The organism is Pseudomonas sp. GW821-FHT02C04 (assembly GCF_059421845.1).
In genome coordinates this window covers 108777-128274 of sequence record NZ_JBWKVT010000012.1, presented here as the reverse complement: position 1 = coordinate 128274, position 19498 = coordinate 108777, and the positions used below count along the sequence as shown (strand labels likewise).

17 protein-coding genes are annotated in these 19498 nt (G+C 61.3%); 15 read left to right on the top strand and 2 right to left on the bottom strand.

The window, feature by feature from the left end; translation table 11 throughout:
- Positions 1 to 60 precede the first annotated feature (60 nt).
- A complete protein-coding gene (locus AC07VV_RS29490) occupies positions 61 to 825 on the top strand; it encodes a sulfite exporter TauE/SafE family protein (protein ID WP_495038250.1) in 765 nt (254 codons plus the stop codon).
- Here the strand turns inward: AC07VV_RS29490 and AC07VV_RS29485 are convergent.
- Complete coding sequence (locus tag AC07VV_RS29485; RefSeq protein WP_495038249.1) at positions 815 to 1129, bottom strand: putative quinol monooxygenase; 315 nt, start codon at positions 1127 to 1129, stop codon at positions 815 to 817. The genes AC07VV_RS29490 and AC07VV_RS29485 overlap by 11 nt on opposite strands.
- Positions 1130 to 1331: 202 nt before the next feature.
- Here AC07VV_RS29485 and mdaB point away from each other — a divergent pair, with 202 nt between their 5' ends.
- The 10 genes from mdaB (at position 1332) to AC07VV_RS29435 (ending at position 12030) form a co-directional block, all read left to right on the top strand.
- Positions 1332 to 1922 carry an NADPH:quinone oxidoreductase MdaB gene (gene mdaB, locus AC07VV_RS29480; protein WP_495038248.1) on the top strand — a complete coding sequence of 197 codons (591 nt, stop codon included), beginning with the start codon at positions 1332 to 1334 and terminating at the stop codon, positions 1920 to 1922.
- Positions 1923 to 1982: 60 nt separating this feature from the next.
- A complete protein-coding gene (locus AC07VV_RS29475; RefSeq protein ID WP_192563425.1) occupies positions 1983 to 2894 on the top strand; it encodes a LysR family transcriptional regulator in 912 nt (303 codons plus the stop codon).
- A gap of 103 nt (positions 2895 to 2997) precedes the next feature.
- Complete coding sequence (locus AC07VV_RS29470; RefSeq protein ID WP_495038247.1) at positions 2998 to 3891, top strand: NAD-dependent epimerase/dehydratase family protein; 894 nt, start codon at positions 2998 to 3000, stop codon at positions 3889 to 3891.
- A 419-nt stretch (positions 3892 to 4310) separates the two neighbouring features.
- Positions 4311 to 6032: a carbamoyltransferase family protein gene (locus tag AC07VV_RS29465; protein WP_495038246.1), complete on the top strand. Its 1722-nt coding sequence runs from the start codon at positions 4311 to 4313 to the stop codon at positions 6030 to 6032.
- A 64-nt stretch (positions 6033 to 6096) separates the two neighbouring features.
- Positions 6097 to 7272, top strand: a complete 1176-nt coding sequence (locus tag AC07VV_RS29460; protein WP_495038245.1) for an MFS transporter — start codon at positions 6097 to 6099, stop codon at positions 7270 to 7272.
- On the top strand, positions 7238 to 7942 hold the full coding sequence (locus AC07VV_RS29455) for an HAD family hydrolase (RefSeq protein ID WP_495038244.1): 705 nt from the start codon (positions 7238 to 7240) through the stop codon (positions 7940 to 7942). Before AC07VV_RS29460 ends, AC07VV_RS29455 begins: the two co-directional genes overlap by 35 nt.
- Positions 7942 to 8580, top strand: coding sequence for a YdcF family protein (locus AC07VV_RS29450; protein WP_495038243.1), 639 nt, complete (start codon positions 7942 to 7944; stop codon positions 8578 to 8580). Before AC07VV_RS29455 ends, AC07VV_RS29450 begins: the two co-directional genes overlap by 1 nt.
- 25 nt (positions 8581 to 8605) lie before the next feature.
- A complete protein-coding gene (locus tag AC07VV_RS29445) occupies positions 8606 to 10072 on the top strand; it encodes a D-aminoacylase (protein WP_495038242.1) in 1467 nt (488 codons plus the stop codon).
- A 112-nt stretch (positions 10073 to 10184) separates the two neighbouring features.
- Entirely contained in the window at positions 10185 to 11597 is a 1413-nt protein-coding gene (locus AC07VV_RS29440; protein ID WP_495038241.1) for a hypothetical protein, read from the top strand.
- Between the two features lie 64 nt (positions 11598 to 11661).
- Complete coding sequence (locus AC07VV_RS29435) at positions 11662 to 12030, top strand: glyoxalase superfamily protein (RefSeq protein WP_169428769.1); 369 nt, start codon at positions 11662 to 11664, stop codon at positions 12028 to 12030.
- Here AC07VV_RS29435 and gliR read toward each other — a convergent pair.
- Positions 12027 to 13055, bottom strand: coding sequence for an AraC family transcriptional regulator GliR (gliR, locus tag AC07VV_RS29430; protein ID WP_495038240.1), 1029 nt, complete (start codon positions 13053 to 13055; stop codon positions 12027 to 12029). The two genes, AC07VV_RS29435 and gliR, sit on opposite strands and share 4 nt — an antisense overlap.
- Before the next feature lie 211 nt (positions 13056 to 13266).
- Here gliR and AC07VV_RS29425 point away from each other — a divergent pair, with 211 nt between their 5' ends.
- The 4 genes from AC07VV_RS29425 to AC07VV_RS29410 all read left to right on the top strand — a co-directional run bounded on the left by AC07VV_RS29425 (position 13267) and on the right by AC07VV_RS29410 (position 19455).
- Positions 13267 to 14862 (top strand): FAD-binding oxidoreductase, encoded by a 1596-nt coding sequence (locus AC07VV_RS29425; RefSeq protein ID WP_495038239.1) that lies wholly within the window; start codon positions 13267 to 13269, stop codon positions 14860 to 14862.
- Between the two features lie 5 nt (positions 14863 to 14867).
- Positions 14868 to 16463, top strand: a complete 1596-nt coding sequence (locus AC07VV_RS29420) for a glycerol-3-phosphate dehydrogenase/oxidase (protein ID WP_495038238.1) — start codon at positions 14868 to 14870, stop codon at positions 16461 to 16463.
- A 20-nt stretch (positions 16464 to 16483) separates the two neighbouring features.
- Positions 16484 to 18052, top strand: a complete 1569-nt coding sequence (locus AC07VV_RS29415) for an FGGY-family carbohydrate kinase (RefSeq protein WP_495038237.1) — start codon at positions 16484 to 16486, stop codon at positions 18050 to 18052.
- Positions 18053 to 18168: 116 nt separating this feature from the next.
- Positions 18169 to 19455 carry a phospholipase gene (locus tag AC07VV_RS29410; RefSeq protein ID WP_495038236.1) on the top strand — a complete coding sequence of 429 codons (1287 nt, stop codon included), beginning with the start codon at positions 18169 to 18171 and terminating at the stop codon, positions 19453 to 19455.
- The last annotated feature ends 43 nt before the right edge of the window (positions 19456 to 19498 follow it).

Here is a 19498-nt window from a genome sequence, read left to right as displayed (position 1 = left end):
AGAGGCTGCCTCAGTGTATGACAGATTTTCAGTTCACCCGCGCAGGCGCACAGTATCGCCATGAACGCACTCGCAGATTTCTATCAAAACCTCGGTCTGGCCCTGTCTTTGCTGGTGCTGATGACTTTCGTCGTCGCCGGTCTGGTGAAAGGAGTGATCGGCCTCGGCCTGCCCACTGTCGCCATGGGGCTGCTCGGTCTGGCTATGGCACCGTCGCAGGCTGCGGCGTTGCTGATCATTCCGGCGACCCTCACCAACATCTGGCAACTGGCGTTCGGCGGGCATTTGCGCGGGCTGGTGAAACGGCTGTGGCCAATGCTGCTGGCGATCTTTCTCGGCACGGCCGTCGGCACTTTGTGGATCGGCATGTCAGGCGGGCATTGGGTCGTGCGCGGGCTCGGCGCGGCGCTGCTGCTCTATGCGTTGAGCGGGTTGTTCCTGCCGACGCTGAGTGTCAGTCGCCGTCATGAACCGTGGCTGGGGCCGCTGTGTGGCGTGATCACCGGCATCATCACTTCGGCCACCGGCGTGTTCGTGATTCCCGCCGTCCCGTACATGCAGGCCCTGGGTTTGAACCGCGATGAACTGGTGCAGGCGCTGGGCCTGTCCTTCACCGTGTCGACCCTGGCGCTGGCCGGCGGATTGCTCTGGCGCGGGTCGCTCGGCGGCGCAGAATTGAGCGCCTCGTTGCTGGCGCTGATCCCGGCGGTGCTCGGCATGCTGCTCGGCCAATGGCTGCGTCAGCGCATCAGCGCCGTGCTGTTCAAGCGGGTGTTTTTCATCGGTCTGGGCGCGCTCGGCGCCCATCTGCTGATCAGCGGCTAGCGGACGAATCGCTGAGCATTTCAATCGGGCGGATATCGAAATCCCGCTCCAGATACTCCATGCGCTGGGCCAGGAATTGCTGCATGTGCGGCAGATTCGAGTGCACGTCCAGATGCGCCTGGGTTTCCCAGATCTCGTAGAAAATGAACAGGCTCGGATCTTCCTTGTCGCGCAGCATGTGGTACTCGATGCAGCCCGGCTCTGCGCGGCTCGGCTCGACATAAGCGCGGAAAAACGCTTCGAAGGCCTCGGCTTTTTCCGGGCGGGTCTTGGCGTGCAGGATGAAACCCTGGCGTTCGCTCATCGCAAAAAAACTCCTCAGATTCAGATGGCGGCCAATCCTAAGGCAACAATCAGCATTGGATTCGTGCGTTTTACTCAAATGAATTTTGCGCAAGCGGTGCTTATTCCGCGCGAGGCGGATCGCTAATCTGCCGCCATTCAATTTTTCCCCTTCTCCATCCAGCGCTCTGCGCTGCGCATCGGAATCCGATCGAGGCTGTCCCATGAAAAAAGTGCTGTTGCTCAATGGCGGTAAAAAATTCGCCCACTCCGACGGTCGCTACAACACCACCCTGCACGAAGCGGCGCTGAGCGTGCTGGATCGTGGCGGTCTCGACGTCAAGACCACCTTCATCGACGAGGGTTACGACGTCGCCGAAGAAGTCGCCAAATTCCTCTGGGCCGACGTGATCATTTATCAGATGCCGGGCTGGTGGATGGGCGCGCCGTGGACGGTGAAAAAGTACCTCGACGAAGTCTTCACCGAAGGCCACGGCAGTCTGTACGCCAGCGACGGTCGCACCCGTTCCGACTCCTCGCAGAAGTACGGCAGCGGAGGCCTGATCCAGGGCAAGCAGTACATGCTGTCGCTGACCTGGAACGCACCGCAGCAGGCGTTCGATGATCCGACCGACTTCTTCGAAGCCAAAGGCGTCGACGCTGTTTACTTCCCGTTCCACAAGGCCAACGAGTTCCTCGGCATGACCGGTCTGCCGACGTTCCTCTGTGTGGACGTGATGAAACGCCCGAACATCGAGGCGGATGTGGCGCGTTACGAGCAGCATCTGACCGAGGTGTTTGGCCTCAAGGCCTGACGCTCGGCTACTATCGAAGGCCTGAGCTTGCGCAGCAGGCCTTTCGATTCGAGGACACCCGTGAAAGCCAGATCCGATGAGTTGCAGATTTTCGTCTGCGTGATCGAATGCGGTTCGATCTCCGCCGCCGCCGAGCAGGTCGGACAGACGCCGTCGGCGGTCAGCCGCACGCTGTCGCGGCTGGAGGCCAAGCTCGATACCACGCTGATCAACCGCACGACCCGGCGCATGGACCTGACCGAGGAAGGCAAGTATTTCTTCGAGCAGGCCAAGCTGATTCTCGACCAGATGGATCAGCTCGAGGAGCGCCTCTCTTCGCGCCAACAGACGCCATCAGGACGGCTGCGAATTAACGCCGCATCGCCGTTCATGCTCCACGCCATCGTGCCGTACATCGACGAATTCCGGCGGCTGTACCCGGACATCCAGCTCGAACTCAACAGTAATGACCTGATCATTGACCTGCTGGAACAAAGCACCGACGTCGCCATCCGCATCGGCACCCTCGCCGATTCGACGTTGCATGCCCGCTCGCTGGGTTGCAGTCCGCTGCTGATCGTTGCCAGTCCCGCCTATCTGGAAAAACACGGCGCGCCGCTGGAAGTGGCCGACCTCAGCGAACACACCTTGCTCGGCTTCACCCAGAACGAAGGCCTCAACCAGTGGCCGCTGCGTTACGTGCACGGCGATCGCTGGCCGATCACCCCGGCGATCAGCGCCTCCAGCGGCGAGACGGTTCGGCATCTGGCGCTGGAAGGCCAGGGCATTGCCTGCCTCTCGCACTTCATGACCATCGACGACATTCGCGCCGGGCGCCTCAAGGTGTTGCTGGCGGAATTCAACAGCGGTTATCGCCAGCCGATCAACGCGGTGTACTACCGCAACTCGCAACTGGCGCTGCGGATCCAGTGCTTCCTGGACTTCATCCAGAGCAAACTGGCGGCTTACGCCAGCGCCGATTTCAAAGGCTGATTCGTGACCCCTGCGCAAGAGTGAATTGGTTGAGGGCGGGTTTTTCCACAGGGCTCGCCGGTCGATACTCGTTGCATCATTTATTCACGCAGGGAGTTTCTCCATGAACGTATTCGTCACCGGCGCCGCCGGTTTTATCGGCGGCTCCATCGCCACTGGTCTGGTCAAGGCCGGGCACACCGTCACCGGTCTTGTGCGCAGCGCCGAGCAGGCTAATGAGCTGAAAGCACTGGGCATCACCCCGGTGATCGGCACCCTTGACGACAAGGCACTGCTGGCCGAGCAGGCCCGCGCCGCCAACGCGGTGATAAACGCCGCCAGCAGCGACCATCGTGGCGCCGTCGAAGCCTTGCTCGATGCCCTGCGCGGCTCGAACAAAGTGTTCCTGCACACCAGCGGGTCGAGCATCGTCGGTGACGCTTCTGGCGGCAAATCCAGCGACGTCATCTACTTCGAAGACAACCTGCCGGAGCCGACTGTCGACAAAGCCGCACGGGTGGCCATCGACAACCTGATCCTCGCGGCAGCGAAGGACGGCGTGAACTCGGCAGTCATCTGTAACACCCTGATTTACGGTCACAGCCTGGGCGTCAATCGCGACAGCGTGCAACTGCCGCGCCTGCTGAAACAGGCGCGCAAAAGCGGCGTGGTGCGTCATGTCGGTACCGGCCAGAACATCTGGTCCAACGTGCACATCGAAGACGTGGTTGCGCTGTACCTGCTGGCCCTGACCAAAAACGTCCCGGGCACGTTCTACTTCGTCGAAAGCGGCGAAGCGTCGTTCATCGACATGACCACCGCCATGGCCGAAGCCCTGAACCTGGGCCAGCCACAAGACTGGCCGCTGAAAGACGCCGAAGCAGAGTGGGGCTATGAAATGGCCAACTATGGCCTGGGCTCCAACAGCCGGGTACGTGGCAAGCATGCCCGCGAACTGCTGGGCTGGGCCCCGAAGCGCACGTCAGTAGTTGAATGGATTCGCAACGAAATGGTGTGAGTCCACACACCACACTTGAACCTGTGGGAGCCATCCGGCTCCCACAGGTTTTTTTATGCCCCGGAAAAGACGGACAGGATGCCGAGGCTCATCGAAACGTTCAGAAATTTCCTACTAGTCTGATCCCCGCACAGGCATGGCCAACGCAGCTGGCCGGTTTGTAGGATAGCGGGCACCCACTGGTGGTCTGGCCATGAGGCCAGGTCGGTGGGTAACGCCCGTGGAATTTTTCTGCAAAAAGGAATTTGCGATGGCAATACGCACCTCTGCTGCCTGCACGTAAAGGCATATCCCGGGCGAACCAGATGATTTCGCCTCCTCACGGTTCATGACACGGCGCCACGCGCCTTGGCCGGAGCATTGCGCTCTTCGGTCGTGGGCACACTCATCCGCGAAATTGGCAAGAACAAGGAGTAGTTATGGTCATTTTGGGCATTACCAATAACGATTTGTCGGGCGCTTGCCTGGTACGCGATGGTCAGATTCTCTCGGCAGTCAGCGAAGAGCGTTTCACCCGTATCAAGGACCACAAGATCTGGCCTGCCAAATCCATCGAGTTTGTGTTGAGCCAGGCCGGCGTGTCGCTGGAAGATCTCGACTACGTGGCTTACGGATGGAATGCCGGTTTCAACGCAGATAAACACCTTGAGTTGTATTTCGACCGAATCGTCGAGGAAGTCCGGAACAACCCCGAAGGCCTGGCGCAGTTCCGCCAGCGAGTCACCGATGAAGTCCGAAACGACAGAGAGAAGCGCGCCGAATTCGACCAATACATTGTCGCCAATGGCCTGGCCGGCAAGGCGTATTACATCGATCACCATGAATGCCATGCCCTCGGTGCTTATGTCTGCTCGCCGTTCGATGAGGCCTTGACCCTGACCTGTGACGGGCGCGGCGACTTCCAGTCGCTGACCGTGACCTGGTACAGCCCGACCGAAACCACGGTGCTGCAGCGCGAAACCAGCATCGACAGCCTGGGTTATTTCTACGGCCGGATCACCCATTTGCTGGGCTACAAACCGAACCGGCATGAAGGCAAGGTCACGGGCCTGGCTGCTTTTGGCGATCCGCAGAAGTTGCTGGGGGTGATGCAGCAGATGATCCGTTTTGAAGACGGGCGCATCAAGGCCCGTTGCGGCGAGCTGTTCGTGCCGTCCTACAACAACTACAGCGAATCACTGGAAACGCTTTTCTCTCGGGAAACCCCCGAGGACATCGCCGCCGCCGTGCAGCGTCACTCCGAAGACTTGCTGGTGGCGATCGTCAAACATCACCTGGAACAACGCGGCAGCACCAACCTGTGCCTGGCCGGCGGTGTGTTTGGCAACGTCAAACTCAACCAGCGCCTGCGCGAGATTCCCGGCGTGAAAAACGTCTATGTGCTGCCGTGCATGGGCGATGGCGGGCTGGCACTGGCGGCGGCCGTCGGGGCGGCGTACCTGGAAAACGGCACCCGCTTCAAGAACCCGGCGATGACACTCGGGCCGGAATCGCGCAGCGTTTCGCAGAACATCAACCTGATCCATCGCGACTATCCAGAACTCGGTTACCACACACCGTCGAACATCATCGACGTGCTGACCGACGCACTGATGGAAAACCAGGTGCTGGGCATGTTCAAGGGCAAGATGGAGTTCGGCCCGCGCTCTCTGTGCAACCGCAGCATCGTCTATCACGCGCAGGATGGCGAAGTGAACGACTGGTTGAACAAACGCATGCACCGCACGGAGTTCATGCCCTTCGGTCCGGTCACCGCCATCGAACAGGCGGCGGCCTGCTATGTCGGGTGGGACGAGGATCAAGTGGCAGCAGACACCATGACCATGACCTACGATTGTCATCCGCAGTTCAGCGAAGCGAGCCCGGCGGTGGTGCATATCGACGGCACGGCGCGGCCGCAGATCATTCGCCCTGAGCGTGATGCGTTCATGCATCGTCTGTTGAATGCCTGGCATGACCGGACCGGTCAGGCAGCGTTGATCAACACATCGTTCAACCGGCACGAAGAGCCGATCGTGTGTTCGCCTCAGGATGCGCTGGATGCGTTGAAAGAAGGGATGGTCGATCTGGTGGTGATGAGTGAATCGCTGATTGTCTGGCGCAAAGGTAAAAACAGCTTCACCCAACAACGCTTCGAGTAATGGAAGGATGGTTACAGGGCTCCGCTGGAGCCCTGTTCAGGAGCATCGAGCGTATGGTTGACCCATGTATCTGATCTTTTTCGGGTTCTTTGCGGCAGAAGGCATCATCTACCCATTCTGGCCGACCTGGCTGAATTCGCTGGGCTTCAGCGCCAGCCAGATTGGCCTGCTGATCGCGGCGGTCTATTGGCCCCAGGTGGTGACCGGGGTCTTGATTACGTACGTGGCCGATTGGCGCGTGGACCAATTGCGGCTCGCGGCGTTTCTCGGCTTCTCGGCGGCGTTGTGCACGTTGCTGTTCTATTTCATGCCGGTGCACCTGTGGGGATTCGTGTGCCTGAGCATTCTGTTTGGCGGGCTGTGGATGGTGGTGTTGCCGCTGTCCGAGTCCTATCTGCTCAAGCGTGACAAACAAGCTCTGCAGAACTATGGTTGGGTCCGCGCGGTGGGCTCTTCGGCTTTCATCCTGACATCGACTTTCGGCGGCCTGTTGTTTGCGCAGTACAGCCAGTCATGGGTGCCGGTGGTGATTGCCGTGTGCATGTTGCTCACCGCACTGGCGTGTCTGTGGCTGAAACGTCAGGTCTCCCGTGCATATCTGGAACCGGTCAGCCGCACGATCGAACGACCGGACTGGAAGGCACTGTTCGCGCAGAAAAGTCTGTTGATCGCGATTGCGGCGGCCAGCTTCATTCAACTGAGTCACACCCTGTACTTTTCCACGGCGTCGATCGGCTGGGGTGTGAAGGGTTACTCTTCAACCGCCATCGGGGTGTTCTGGTCAGTGGCGGTGATCGCGGAAATCACTTATTTCGCGTTCTCCAACAAAGTCCTGTCGTTCTGTTCGCCGTTGTCCATCGTGATGTTTTCCAGTGTCTGTGCGGCGGCGCGCTGGGCGTTGTTCTCCGACAGCGATGCGGTGCCCGTGATCCTGTTGGGGCAATGCCTGCACGCCTTGAGTTTCGCGGCGTATCACTCGGCGATCATGCGCTGCATTCGCGACCATGCACCACCAGACATCCAGGTGTTTACCCAGGGTGTCTATTACTCGCTGGCGGTTGCCTTGCCCATGGGCCTGGCCACACCCTTTGCCGGGTATCTGTACGAGACGCAGCCACAATGGTCCTGGTATGTCATGGCGCTGTTTGCCCTGATGGGTACCGTGCTGGCATTCATTGCTCACCAGAAAATGCGAAGTGCAACCGATGACACAACGAACGTTTACAGCCGTCTGCTTTGATATGGACGGCGTGCTTATCCAGTCTCGCGAGGTCATCGAGTTCGCCTGGACCACGGTGGCGCGCAACTACGGTGTTGCCGTCGATCAGGCGTTCATCGACGATCACATTCACGGCCGCCCGGGCGGCTATACCCTGCAGGCCCTGTTTGGTCAGTTCGACGAACAGACGCGCGTGGCCATCAAGCAAGAAGTCGACGCCATCGAAGAGGTTTCGAGCTGTTCGCTGGTGCCGGGTGTCGCTGCGTTCATCGCCCAAATGAATGGGCGCGTGCCGCTGGCGCTGGTGACCAGCAGCTGGCGAGCGCGAGTCGATCACGTCCTGCAGCAACACGACCTGACGGCGGTTTTCGACTGCATCATCTGCCGCGACGATGTGCGCAGTGGCAAACCGGCCCCTGATCCCTATCGTCTGGCCGCCGCCCGACTGGAGCGTCAGAGCGATGAATGCCTGGTCTTCGAAGACTCCGTCAGCGGCGTGCAGTCGGCGGTCAGCAGCGGCGCGCTGTGCATCGGTATTGGCGACGATCCGACGCTGACCGCTCACGGGGCATTGCGTACGTATGCGGATTTCACAGCGCTCCCGGTCTCGCAGGGCGGGGTGGATACACACCTCTATGCCGACGGTGGGTTGTTTATCAGCGGGCAGCTTGCCCAGAGGTTCGCACGCTAATGACACCGACCATGCGACACGCGACCGTCCTGTGGAATTTCCTCGGAGCAGGGCGCCAACACAGTGACTGTGAGCTGATTGTGGTGTGCGGCTCCTACGACCTGCGGGTCTGTGATTACGCCTGCCAGTTGCTGAAAAAAGGTGTCGCCCCGCATCTGTTGTTTACCGGCAACACGGGAAACTGGACGAAGCATTTGTGGGAACGGACCGAAGCCGATATTTTTGCGCAACGGGCCATGATTCAAGGTGTTTCACCGGATCAATTCACCCTCGAATCCCGTGCCACCAACTTCGCCGAGAACATCGCGTTTGCCAGGGAGTTGTTCCCGGACGTGCGTCGGGCGACGTTCCTGACCAAGCCGAATTCGATCCGGCGCGTGGCGTTGACCTTGCCCGTTCAATGGCCAGGGCTTGAGACCTGGGTGGACGCGCCGTCGTTCGGTTTTCCGGGAGAAGTCAGCAACCTGATCGGGGTCCTGGGGCTGATCGACGAAATGGTCGGGGATGTACACCGGATCATGGTTTACCCTTCGCTGGGCTTCCAGGCCGAGCAGGTGATTCCCGAGGAAGTCGAGGTGGCCTGGCGCTACCTGATCGAACAAGGATTCGATCACCATTTGATCAAAGGCAGACACTGACGCCGAGCTGCCGCCGGAGACTGACATGCTGTACGACACCCTGATTCGCAACGCTTTGGTCATCGACGGCAGCAACACCCCGGGTTACACCGCCGACGTGGCAATCCTCGATGGCCGCATCGCGCGCATCGGTGACTTGCGCGATGTGAGCGCCACCGATGAACTCGACGCCGCCGGCCGAGTGCTGGCGCCGGGCTTCATCGACGTGCACACCCACGACGACACCGTGGTGATTCGCCAGCCGCAGATGCTGCCCAAGCTCAGCCAGGGCGTGACCACGGTGATCGTCGGCAACTGCGGGATCAGTGCAGCGCCGGTCAGTTTGCGCGGTGATCCGCCGGATCCGATGAACCTGCTCGGCTCGGCGGCGGCGTTTGTCTATCCGCGCTTCAGCGATTACCGGGCGGCGGTCGAAGCGGCCAACACCACGCTTAACGTCGCGGCACTGGTCGGCCACACGGCGCTGCGCAGCAATCACCTCGATGATCTGTTTCGCACCGCGACCGACGATGAAATCAGCGCGATGCGCGAGCAGTTGCGTGAAAGCCTGGAGGCGGGGGCCCTCGGTTTATCCACAGGTCTGGCGTATGCGAGTGCGTTCTCCGCGTCCACCGATGAAGTCATGCAACTGACTGAAGAACTGAATGCATTTGGCGCGGTGTACACCACGCACCTGCGCAGTGAATTCGAACCGGTGCTGGAAGCGATGGATGAGGCCTTCCGCATCGGACGCCATGCTCAATCGCCGGTGATCATCTCTCACCTCAAATGTGCCGGCGCCGGTAACTGGGGGCGCAGTCCGCAGTTGCTTGCGTCGCTGGAAGAAGCGGCGAAGACTCACCCGGTCGGCTGCGATTGCTACCCGTATGCGGCGAGTTCTTCGACCCTGGATCTGAAGCAGGTCACCGACGCCCACCGCATCACCATCACCTGGTCGACACCACATCCGGATGTCAGTGGTCGCGACTTGATCGACATCGCCGCCGAATGGAATCTGTCATTGCTCGACGCCGCCAAACGCCTGCAACCAGCGGGCGCGGTGTATTACGGCATGGACGAGAACGACGTGCGCCGGATCCTCGCTCATCCGCTGTCGATGGTTGGCTCCGACGGCCTGCCGGAAGACCCGTTCCCGCACCCGCGCCTGTGGGGCGCTTTCCCGCGGGTGCTCGGGCATTTCAGTCGCGATGTCGGGCTGTTTCCGCTGCACACCGCCGTGCACAAGATGACCGGTCTGTCGGCGGCGCGTTTTGGCTTGAAGGAAAGGGGCGAAATTCGTGAAGGACACTGGGCGGATCTGGTGTTGTTCGACCCGGTGACCGTGCGTGACGTGGCGGATTTCAATGACCCGCAGCGAGCTGCGCAAGGGATCGATGGGGTGTGGATCAGCGGTGTATTGAGTTACCGCGATGGCCAGGCCAGCGGGCGAAGTGCAGGCCGGTTCCTGGCCAGACAGGGGGATTTGCGCGCGGGATTCGCGCGCGCGTTGTGAGGGCAGGGAAGCTGGATTAATAGGGTGATGGCACATTGAGACTAAAGATTCCCCCGACCAAGCCGAATCGCTGACATTCAGTGGATTTGGCGTACGTCGCCCAGGGAGTTTCATGTATCGCGTCAGTTTGCTCGCAGCCGTCACCCTGTTGACTGGCTGCGCCGTCACCCCGCTGGCCAGAACCGCCGCCTCCCAGGCTGAAACAGGGGGCATCCTGATGCGTCCGATCGTGCAGGACTCGATCATTCGCGAAGGCGATGTCTTGAGCTTTCAAACCAGCGACACAGGCAACGCTCAAGCGGGATCAGGGATCCTCGCGCAACTTGAAGCCTCTTGCACGGCGGATCGCGGCAGCCTGCTGTACCTGACCAGTTCCGTGCGTCGCTACCTGGGGGGCAATGGCCGCGAGTACAGCGTGGGCTTGCCGATTCCTGCGTCGGCGTATCCGACGTTCAAGCGTCACCCTGATTTCATTCGTGCCTGCGCGCAGACGCCACAGGCGGACTGGCGTGTGGTCAAGGGCAGTGGCGAACAGCAATGGGTGATGATCGACCGCAACAGCCTCAAGACCGAAGGCAATGAGTTGAAGTTCTGGGCCGCTTACGACAATCCGTATGTAGCGTTCGATATGCCCTACAACGCGCCTTATGCACAAAAGCGTGAGCACTATGCCGTCAACTGTTCCAAACAGGTGTTCCGTCCGATCGGGGGGTATGACCTCAATGTCGACAACACCGTGACCGACGGCCAGGACCGCACTTCGCTGGCCACCCAGCCAATTGCCGGAAGCAATGACGACTACGAGATGCTGTTCAAACTGGCCTGTGAGAAGCCGCAATCCATCGCGCAGTTGCCGGTGTTCGTACCCCGTGCCAAGAAGACCCAGCCAACGACTTTGCCGATGGTATCCGACAAGGTACTTTCCGCGATCAAGAACCTGAACATGACCCCGGTCAGCAAGCCTCTGAGCTACGTGGAAGTGGTAGGCAAGTCCACTTACGAGTCCACGACCAAGGACATGCGCGAGGAACGTTTCCTCGGTGTCGACGCTGTCAGTGGCCAGTCGACCCAGCGCTTGACGGGCAACGGCTACGAGGGCAAAAGCGTGACCTTCCGTGGGCTGTTCGAGCTGGTGAGGCAAACGGAGTTCGGCGTGGGCAAGCCGTCGTCGATGAAAGACGGCTCCAGCGTGGAGGAGCTCAGCTTCAGTGGTGACTGGCAGCACATGCCGGTCAACGGCAAGCTGGGTTACATCATGCAACTGCGCACGTCCAATTCGGTGATTGGCAAGCTTGGCGAAATCACTCGCCGCAATGAATGCACGGTGGTTCGTGATCTGTCTGCCAATGAACTCAATGCCACGCTGAGCGGCGGGGCCAAAGAACTTTCTTGCCAGCAGAAAAATGATCAGTACGGCCGGGTGGATACGTACTACTACCTGCAGGACTACGGCTACTTTTTCTTCGCCCGTACCGACAAGAACAACCACTACTACCATGACCTCACGCTCAAGACAGTGCGCTGAGCAGGCCGTTTGAACCTGACACGCCCGCCTCAGGCGGGCGAATCCCATACGCGAGAACATGCCCATGAGCTTCGGTAAAACCACCCCGATCCTGCGAATTTTCGATGAAGCCAAGGCCGTGGAATTCTATGTCGACTTCCTCGGATTCAAGATCGACTGGCAGCACCGTTTCGAACCCGGCTTCCCGTTGTACCTGCAAGTCTCGCGCGGTGAGTGCGTGCTGCATCTGTCCGAACATCACGGCGATGCGACACCGGGTTCGGCCCTGCGGATCGAGACCGATGAGCTTGAGGCGTTCCAGCAGCAACTGCTGGCCAAAAACTACAAGTTCTCGCACCCAGGCATTCAGGCCATGCCGTGGGGCAGTCAGGACATGACCATCGCCGATCCGTTCGGCAATCGCCTGGTGTTCACCAACGCGATCAGTCTCTAACTGTCGTTCGATACCCGGTGAGTCTGGCGAAACTCGCCGGGCGGCATCCCGCGTCGGCTCTTGAATGTGCGGTGAAAGGAGCGCGGTTCGGTGAAGCCCAGATACTGGGCGATGTCCTGAATCGGCAACGTACTGTTCAACAGATAATGCTCGGCCAGTTCCTGGCGCAAGTCATCGAGGATCTGCTGATACGAGGTGCCGGCCTGATGCAACTGGCGTTGCAGCGTGCGCACGGAGACGGCGAGATGTTCGGCCACCTGTTCCTTGCGCGGCAGACCTTCCTTGAGCAACTGGCGCAGGATGCTTTTGACCCGTTGCTCAAGCGACGCATCCTCCAGCGTCGCCATCAGGCTCTGCGCGTGCTCTTCCAGCGTGCGCAGCAAATGCGCATCGGCCTGACGCAACGGCAACTGCAAATACGGCAACGGCACGATCAGCGCGGAATAGGGCTGATCGAACAGCACCGGGCATTCGAAAAACTGCTCGTACTGCGCCAGCGTCGTGTCCGCCGGGCGTGAGTGCTCCAGCCACACGGCGGCCGGCGACAGTTGGGTATCGGCAATCCAGCGTGCGTATTGCAGCCAGGAACCGAGCACGTTTTCCACCAGATGCCGGCGAATTCGCGGGCGCTCAAAGCGGCAGCTCCAGATCAGGTGCACGTGGCTGTCCTGCACCTCGGCGCGGCTCACACCCATGTCGCCCACCAGTTTTTCGAACGGCATGATGCGGCTCATGGCGTCGCCCAGTGTCGCGCAATTCATGGTGATGTAGCCCAGCACGCTCCAGGAGTTGGGCAGCACGAAATTCGCGGCGTTGAGGCCGAACAGCGGATCGCCCGAGTGTTCGCAAAAGTAATCGAGCAATCGCTCATGGGTTTCACCCGGCAGGCGCAGGCTGTTGTCGCTCAACTGCTGTGCCTGCAACCCGGCCGCCGCCAACGCAGGCTCGATGGCCATGCCCAGGTGTTCGGCATGGCGCAGGTACTTGAGCAGCGGTGGAACGGAGGTGAAGCCGAGCGATTGCATGACCGTATTCCCTTGATCGAGGCCGCCACGGGCGGATGAGCGCCCTGAAAGGTAATTTGAATCCACGACTAAAGTAAATGGCTGACGCTTGCGCGACGTTTGACTCAATTGGCTACTCGAACTGGCCGGATGCGACCGTGACACTTTCGGCCGGCTGACTAGTATGAGGGCCTGAAATCTCACTGATCAGACTGCACAGAAGGACACACGCATGCGACGCTGGAACGGCTGGGGAGATGCAACCACGGTGGTCGAACTGCCGGCCCAGGGCGCAAGTTTTCTCCATGAGCGACTGGGGGAGGGACGCGCGTTGCCCGATGCGACGCTTGAAGCGGCGATGGCCCGCGTGCCGGTCTCGCGGCTGGCGGAACACGCGCTGTACAGCATCGATGCCCATGACCGTCTGCTGCATGCCCGGGGGCAGAGCCTGCCGGACTGGCTGGCATTGCGCGAAGGTGCGCTGGGCAACTATCCCGACGCCGTGGCGTTCCCGGAAACCGCCGAACACATTCGCCAGTTGCTGGCGCTCGCCCAGGCGCAGGACCTGTGCCTGATTCCCTATGGCGGCGGTACGTCGGTGGCCGGGCACATCAACCCGCCAGACTCTGCGCGGCCTGTGGTGACGGTGTCTCTGGCGCGGATGAATCGCCTGCTCGACCTCGATGAACAAAGCCTGCTGGCGACTTTCGGCCCCGGCGCCAGTGGTCCGCAGGTAGAGAGTCAATTGCGTGCCCGTGGCTACACGCTGGGGCATTTTCCACAGTCGTGGGAGCTGTCGACGCTGGGTGGTTGGGTGGCCAGTCGTTCCAGTGGTCAGCAGTCGCTGCGCTATGGGCGGATCGAGCACTTGTTCGCCGGCGGAACCCTGGAAACCTTTGCCGGGCCGCTACAGATTCCAACCTTCCCGGCGTCGGCGGCCGGGCCCGATCTGCGTGAAGTGGTGCTGGGCTGCGAGGGGCGTTTCGGGATCATTTCCGAGGTCAAGGTGCGGGTCAGCGCGCTGCCGGCCGATGAGCGTTTCTACGGTGTGTTTCTGCCCAGCTGGAGCAAGGCACTGCAAGCCATTCAGCAACTTGCCCAGGCGCGGGTGCCGCTGTCGATGCTGCGCCTGTCCAACGCGGTGGAAACCGAAACCCAGTTGGCGCTGGCCGGCCATCCGCAGCAGATCGCCTGGCTGGAAAAGTACCTGAACCTGCGCGGCGCGGGGCAGGGCAAATGCCTGCTGACCTTCGGCGTGACCGGTAATCGCAAGCAGAATGCGTTGTCCCTGAGCCAGGCCCGCCAGCATCTGAAGGCGTTCGGCGGGGTGTTCACTGGCACGCTGCTCGGCAAGAAGTGGGCGCAGAATCGCTTTCGTTTTCCGTATCTGCGGGAGAACCTGTGGAACGCCGGTTACGTGGTCGACACCCTCGAAACCGCCACCGACTGGAGCAACGTCGACAACCTGCTCAACCGGATCGAAAACAGCCTGCGCGATGCGTTGGCGGCCGAGGGTGAGCGAGTGCACGTCTTCACCCATCTGTCCCACGTCTACGGCGAAGGCTCGAGCATCTACACCACCTACGTGTTTCGCCCGGCGGCGGACTATCCTGCGACGCTGGCCCGCTGGAAAGCACTCAAACACGCGGCCAGCCAGACCATCGTCGACAACCACGGCACCATCAGCCACCAGCACGGAGTGGGCAAGGATCACGCGCCGTACCTGCTGCGTGAAAAAGGCGTTTTGGCGATGGACACCTTGCAGGCGCTGAGCCGGCACTTCGACCCGGCCGGGCGCCTGAACCCCGGCACGCTGTTGCAGGAGTGACCGTCATGAGCGCGGACTGGAACGCCGAATGGCGCCAGCAAGTCCTGCCGACACTGGCGGGTGAAACCCGGGACCTGATCGTCATCGGCGGCGGCATCAGCGGCGCCGGCATCCTGCGCGAAGCCGCGCGCCGTGGCTGGCGTTGCCTGCTGCTGGAACAGCGTGATTTTGCCTGGGGCACGTCCAGCCGATCCTCGAAAATGGTCCATGGCGGCTTGCGCTATATCGCCAAGGGCCAGTGGCGACTGACCCGCGATTCGGTACGCGAACGCCAGCGTCTGCTCGACGAAGCGCCGGGGCTGGTGGAGCCGATGAGTTTCATGATGCCGCACTATCGCGGCGGCTTTCCCGGGCCTCGGGTGCTGGGTGGTCTGTTGTCGATCTACGACGCATTGGCCGGGCGGCGCGACCATCGTTTCCATGACTCGCAGCAACTGCGTTATCTGGCGCCGGGCGTGAAAGAACATGACCTGCTCGGCGGCACCTGTTTTGTCGATGCGCTGACCGATGACGCGCGGCTGGTGATGCGCGTATTGAGCGAAGCGCGGGCCGATGGCGCAGTGGTACTCAACGGCATGCGTGTCGAACATGTACTGCGTGAAAACGGGCGGGTGTGCGGGGTTCAGGTCGAGGACTGCGAGGCCGGCACGTCACTGCAATTGCGTTGTGGTGTGCTGGCGGTGGCCACTGGCGCCTGGGCCGAACGCTTGCGTCCGCCCGAGGCGCCGCGTCAGTTGCGCCCGTTGCGCGGCAGTCATTTGTTGCTGCCGGGCTGGCGCTTGCCGGTGGCGCAGGCCTTTACGTTTATGCACGAGCAGGATCGGCGACCGGTGTTCGTTTTCCCTTGGGAAGGCGCCACAGTGGTCGGCACCACCGACCTCGATCACCGCGAAAATCTGGATCAGAGCGCGAGCATCAGCGCCGAAGAACTGGACTATCTACTGGCGGCCTGCCGACAGCAGTTTCCCGGCGCTGGAGTGGTTGCAGCCGATGTGCTTTCAACCTGGTCCGGCGTGCGCCCGGTGGTGGGCAGTGCGGCGGGTGAGCATCAAGACAAACCGTCGAACGAAACCCGTGAACATGTGCTGTGGCAGGAGCCGGGTTGCGTCACGTTGGCCGGCGGCAAGCTAACGACGTTCCGCCCCCAAGCCATCGAAGTGCTCAAAGCGTGTGCCGACATGCTCGGCCGTTCTTTTGATGACGATGCCGCACCGGTATTTGCCGCCGTGCCGCCATTGGCGATCCCCGGGCTCAGCCCCGGCCAGTGGAGACGTCTGGCCGGGCGACATGGCCGGGACTTGCCGAGGCTGGCGCAACTGCTCGACAAACTGGGCCATGAAACGGTCGGCGCCACCGACACCTCGTGGGCCGAGCTGGCCTTCGCCTGCGAAGCGGAAATGGTCCTGCATCTGGATGACCTGCTGCTGCGTCGAACCCGTCTGGGCCTGTTGCTGCCCCGTGGCGGCGCGGATTATTTCCCGGCCATTCGCCGACTCTGCCAACCACGGCTGGGCTGGGACGACGAACACTGGCAACAGGAACAGCAACGCTATCAGGCGTTATGGCAACGCCATCACGGCCTGCCGGAAATCGCGCAGTGATGCCCCTCGAAGAGAGCTCCATGGACAACCACCCGAACAAGCGTTACCTGCTGGCCATCGACAATGGCACCCAGAGCGTACGCGCGCTGCTCTTCGATTTGCAGGGCAATCTGCTCGGCAAGGGCAAGGTTGAATTGCAGGCCTATTACTCGACGCAACCGGGCTGGGCCGAGCAGGATCCGGAATATTACTGGGCGAAACTGGGCGAGGCCTGCCAGCAAGTGTGGGCGCAAACCGGTATCGATCGCTCGCAGATTGCCGGCGTTTCTCTCACGACCCAGCGCGGCACGGTGATCAACGTCGATGCCCAAGGCAAGCCGCTGCGCCCGGCGATTCTCTGGCTCGATCAGCGCCAGAGCGAAGTCGAAGGCGGGATCAAGGGGCCGTGGGGCTGGCTGTTCAAACTGGCCGGCGCGCAGGCCACAGTGGATTACTTTCGCGCCCAGGCCGAGGCCAACTGGATCGCCCGTCATCAACCCGAAGTGTGGGCGGCGACCGACAAGTTTCTGCTGCTCTCGGGTTTTCTCACGCATCGTCTGTGCGGGCGCTTCGTCGACTCGGTGGGCTGTTGCGTCGGTTACCTGCCGTTCGACTTCAAACGCCTGCGCTGGGCGGCGCCGCGTGACTGGAAATGGCAGGCGCTGGCGGTGCGTCCCGAGCAGCTGCCGACCTTGCACAAACCCGGTGAAACCCTCGGCCACATCAGCGCCGAAGCGAGTCTTCACACCGGCATTCCGGAAGGCGTTCCGCTGATCGCGGCGGGGGCCGACAAGGCCTGTGAAGTGCTCGGTTCCGGCGTCGTAGACTCGGGCACGGTGTGCCTGTCCTACGGCACCACCGCGACGATCACCAGCACCCGCTCGCGCTATCTGGAAATCGTCCCGTTGATTCCGCCGTACCCGTCAGCGGTGCCGGATCAGTACAACTGCGAAGTGATGATTTATCGCGGCTACTGGATGGTCAGCTGGTTCAAGAACGAGTTCGGCCTGCGGGAAATGCAGCAGGCCAAGGAGCAGGGCATCGAGCCTGAGCAACTGTTCGATGCGCTGGTCGATGCGGTGCCTCCGGGCTCGATGGGGTTGATGCTGCAACCGTACTGGTCGCCGGGGATTCGTGAGCCGGGTGTGGAAGCCAAAGGCGCGATGATCGGCTTCGGCGACGTGCACACCCGCGCGCACATCTACCGGGCCATCCTCGAAGGCCTGGCCTATGCGTTGCGTCAGGGCATGGAGAAAATCGAGAAGCGCTCGAAGATCTCCGTCACCCGTTTGCGTGTCGCCGGAGGTGGCTCGCAAAGTGATGCGGCGATGCAACTGACGGCGAACATCTTCGGCCTGCCGGCGGAGCGTCCGCACGTCTATGAAGCGTCCGGTCTGGGCGCGGCGATTTGTTGTGCGGTGGGGCTGGGGTTGCACGCAGATTTTCCCACGGCAATTGCCGCAATGACCCGAGTGGGCGCGGTGTTCATGCCGCAGCCCGAGGCGCAAAAGGTCTATGAGCGACTGTACAGGGACGTGTATCTGCGCATGTACCGACAGCTCAAACCGTTGTACCAGAGCATCCGCAAGATCACCGGTTACCCGGCCTGAAAGAACAGCGCATGTGGCGCTATCGGAGAACTTTTCTGGTGAGATCGGACAGTGTCAGAGGCGGGGTCGATTGTTAGGCTCGATCCCCACGGCACACATAACAAGAACCAGAAGCAATGAAGCTGATCTCCCTCCTGCTGCTTTGCGCAATGGCCCCCACCGCGTGGGGCTGGTCGAATCATACGGTGGGCAGCTACCTGGCGTTGCAGGACCTGCCGGCGTTGCGCGATGCATCGCCCGTTGAAGTCGAGCCGCTGGAGCGGTTTCTCTCCGAGCAATACCCGGCAATCGTCGCGTTGCTCGATCAACAGGAACGCTTCGCACGCGAACACTTCAAGCAATACCCGCCGCGCCCCGACAACCTCAAATTGCCCGCCGTGCCGAGCGACAATTTGCGCCACGATTTCCTCACCGCGCTGCGGATCAATCCGCAGATTCATCTGGCGATGGTCATCCAGCCGTTGCCCGGCAAAGACCTGCCCGAGCGTGAACATCTGCAGGCCGATCAGGTCATGGTCGAGCAGACGCTTTCACCCTGGAATCGCCAGCGTTTCATTCGCATGGCCGATCACGAAAAAGTCGCACCCCTCGCCGTACTGGCGAGCGCCGCCGATGAGCCGGATTACGGCCACGACATCAATCTGTTCAGCGACAACCCCGGCGAAGTCGCCGCGTTGTACGGCTTCGGCCCGCAGCCGTTTGGCGATGCGCGCTTTCAGTACAGCTCCCAGGCACCGTTCCACATGGGCTTCTTCCATGAGAGCCCGGTGGTGTACGCGGCGGCCGGATTTCTCGAACGCAGCTGGCCGGACTGGCGCGCCTATCAATATATGGGGCTGGCGCGACTGGCGTTTGCCAGCGGTCATTCTTATTGGGGTTATCGCTTTCTCGGCTGGGGCCTGCACCACGTTCAGGACCTGACCCAGCCGTATCACGCCAAGCCGTTGCCGGGCGTCGAACTGCCGAGCCTTCTGCTGCTGGAGGGCAAGGCGCTGGCCGGTTTTGCGGATGACAAACAGGCGTCCATCGAACGGGTCGCGACCCGCCACATGGAGGTCGAGAAATACCAGTCGATCTGGCTGCGCCGTGTGCTGCGCGCCGGTCAGCCGCATCCGATGCTCGACGCTTACGCCGATGCCGTCGGGGACGCGCATTACCCGCCGTACTCCGTGGACTACCTGCGCGAAGTGGTGAGCGCCGAGTCCGTCGACGACTCTGCCGCCTTCGATGAAGCCATCGGCCAGTGGCTGGAAACGGCGCCGGTCACCAGCGATTTCAGCGCGGGCAATCAGTTGCAGCGCGAGACCTTCGAGCACCCGGAACTCAATCGGCAATTACTCATATTGCTAGGCCATTTCGGCGCCCACAGTCGGATTTATGTCAGCGCGGGGCTGGCGCCATAAGCATCGCGGCAACACACAACAATAAGAACAGGGAAGGAGGAAC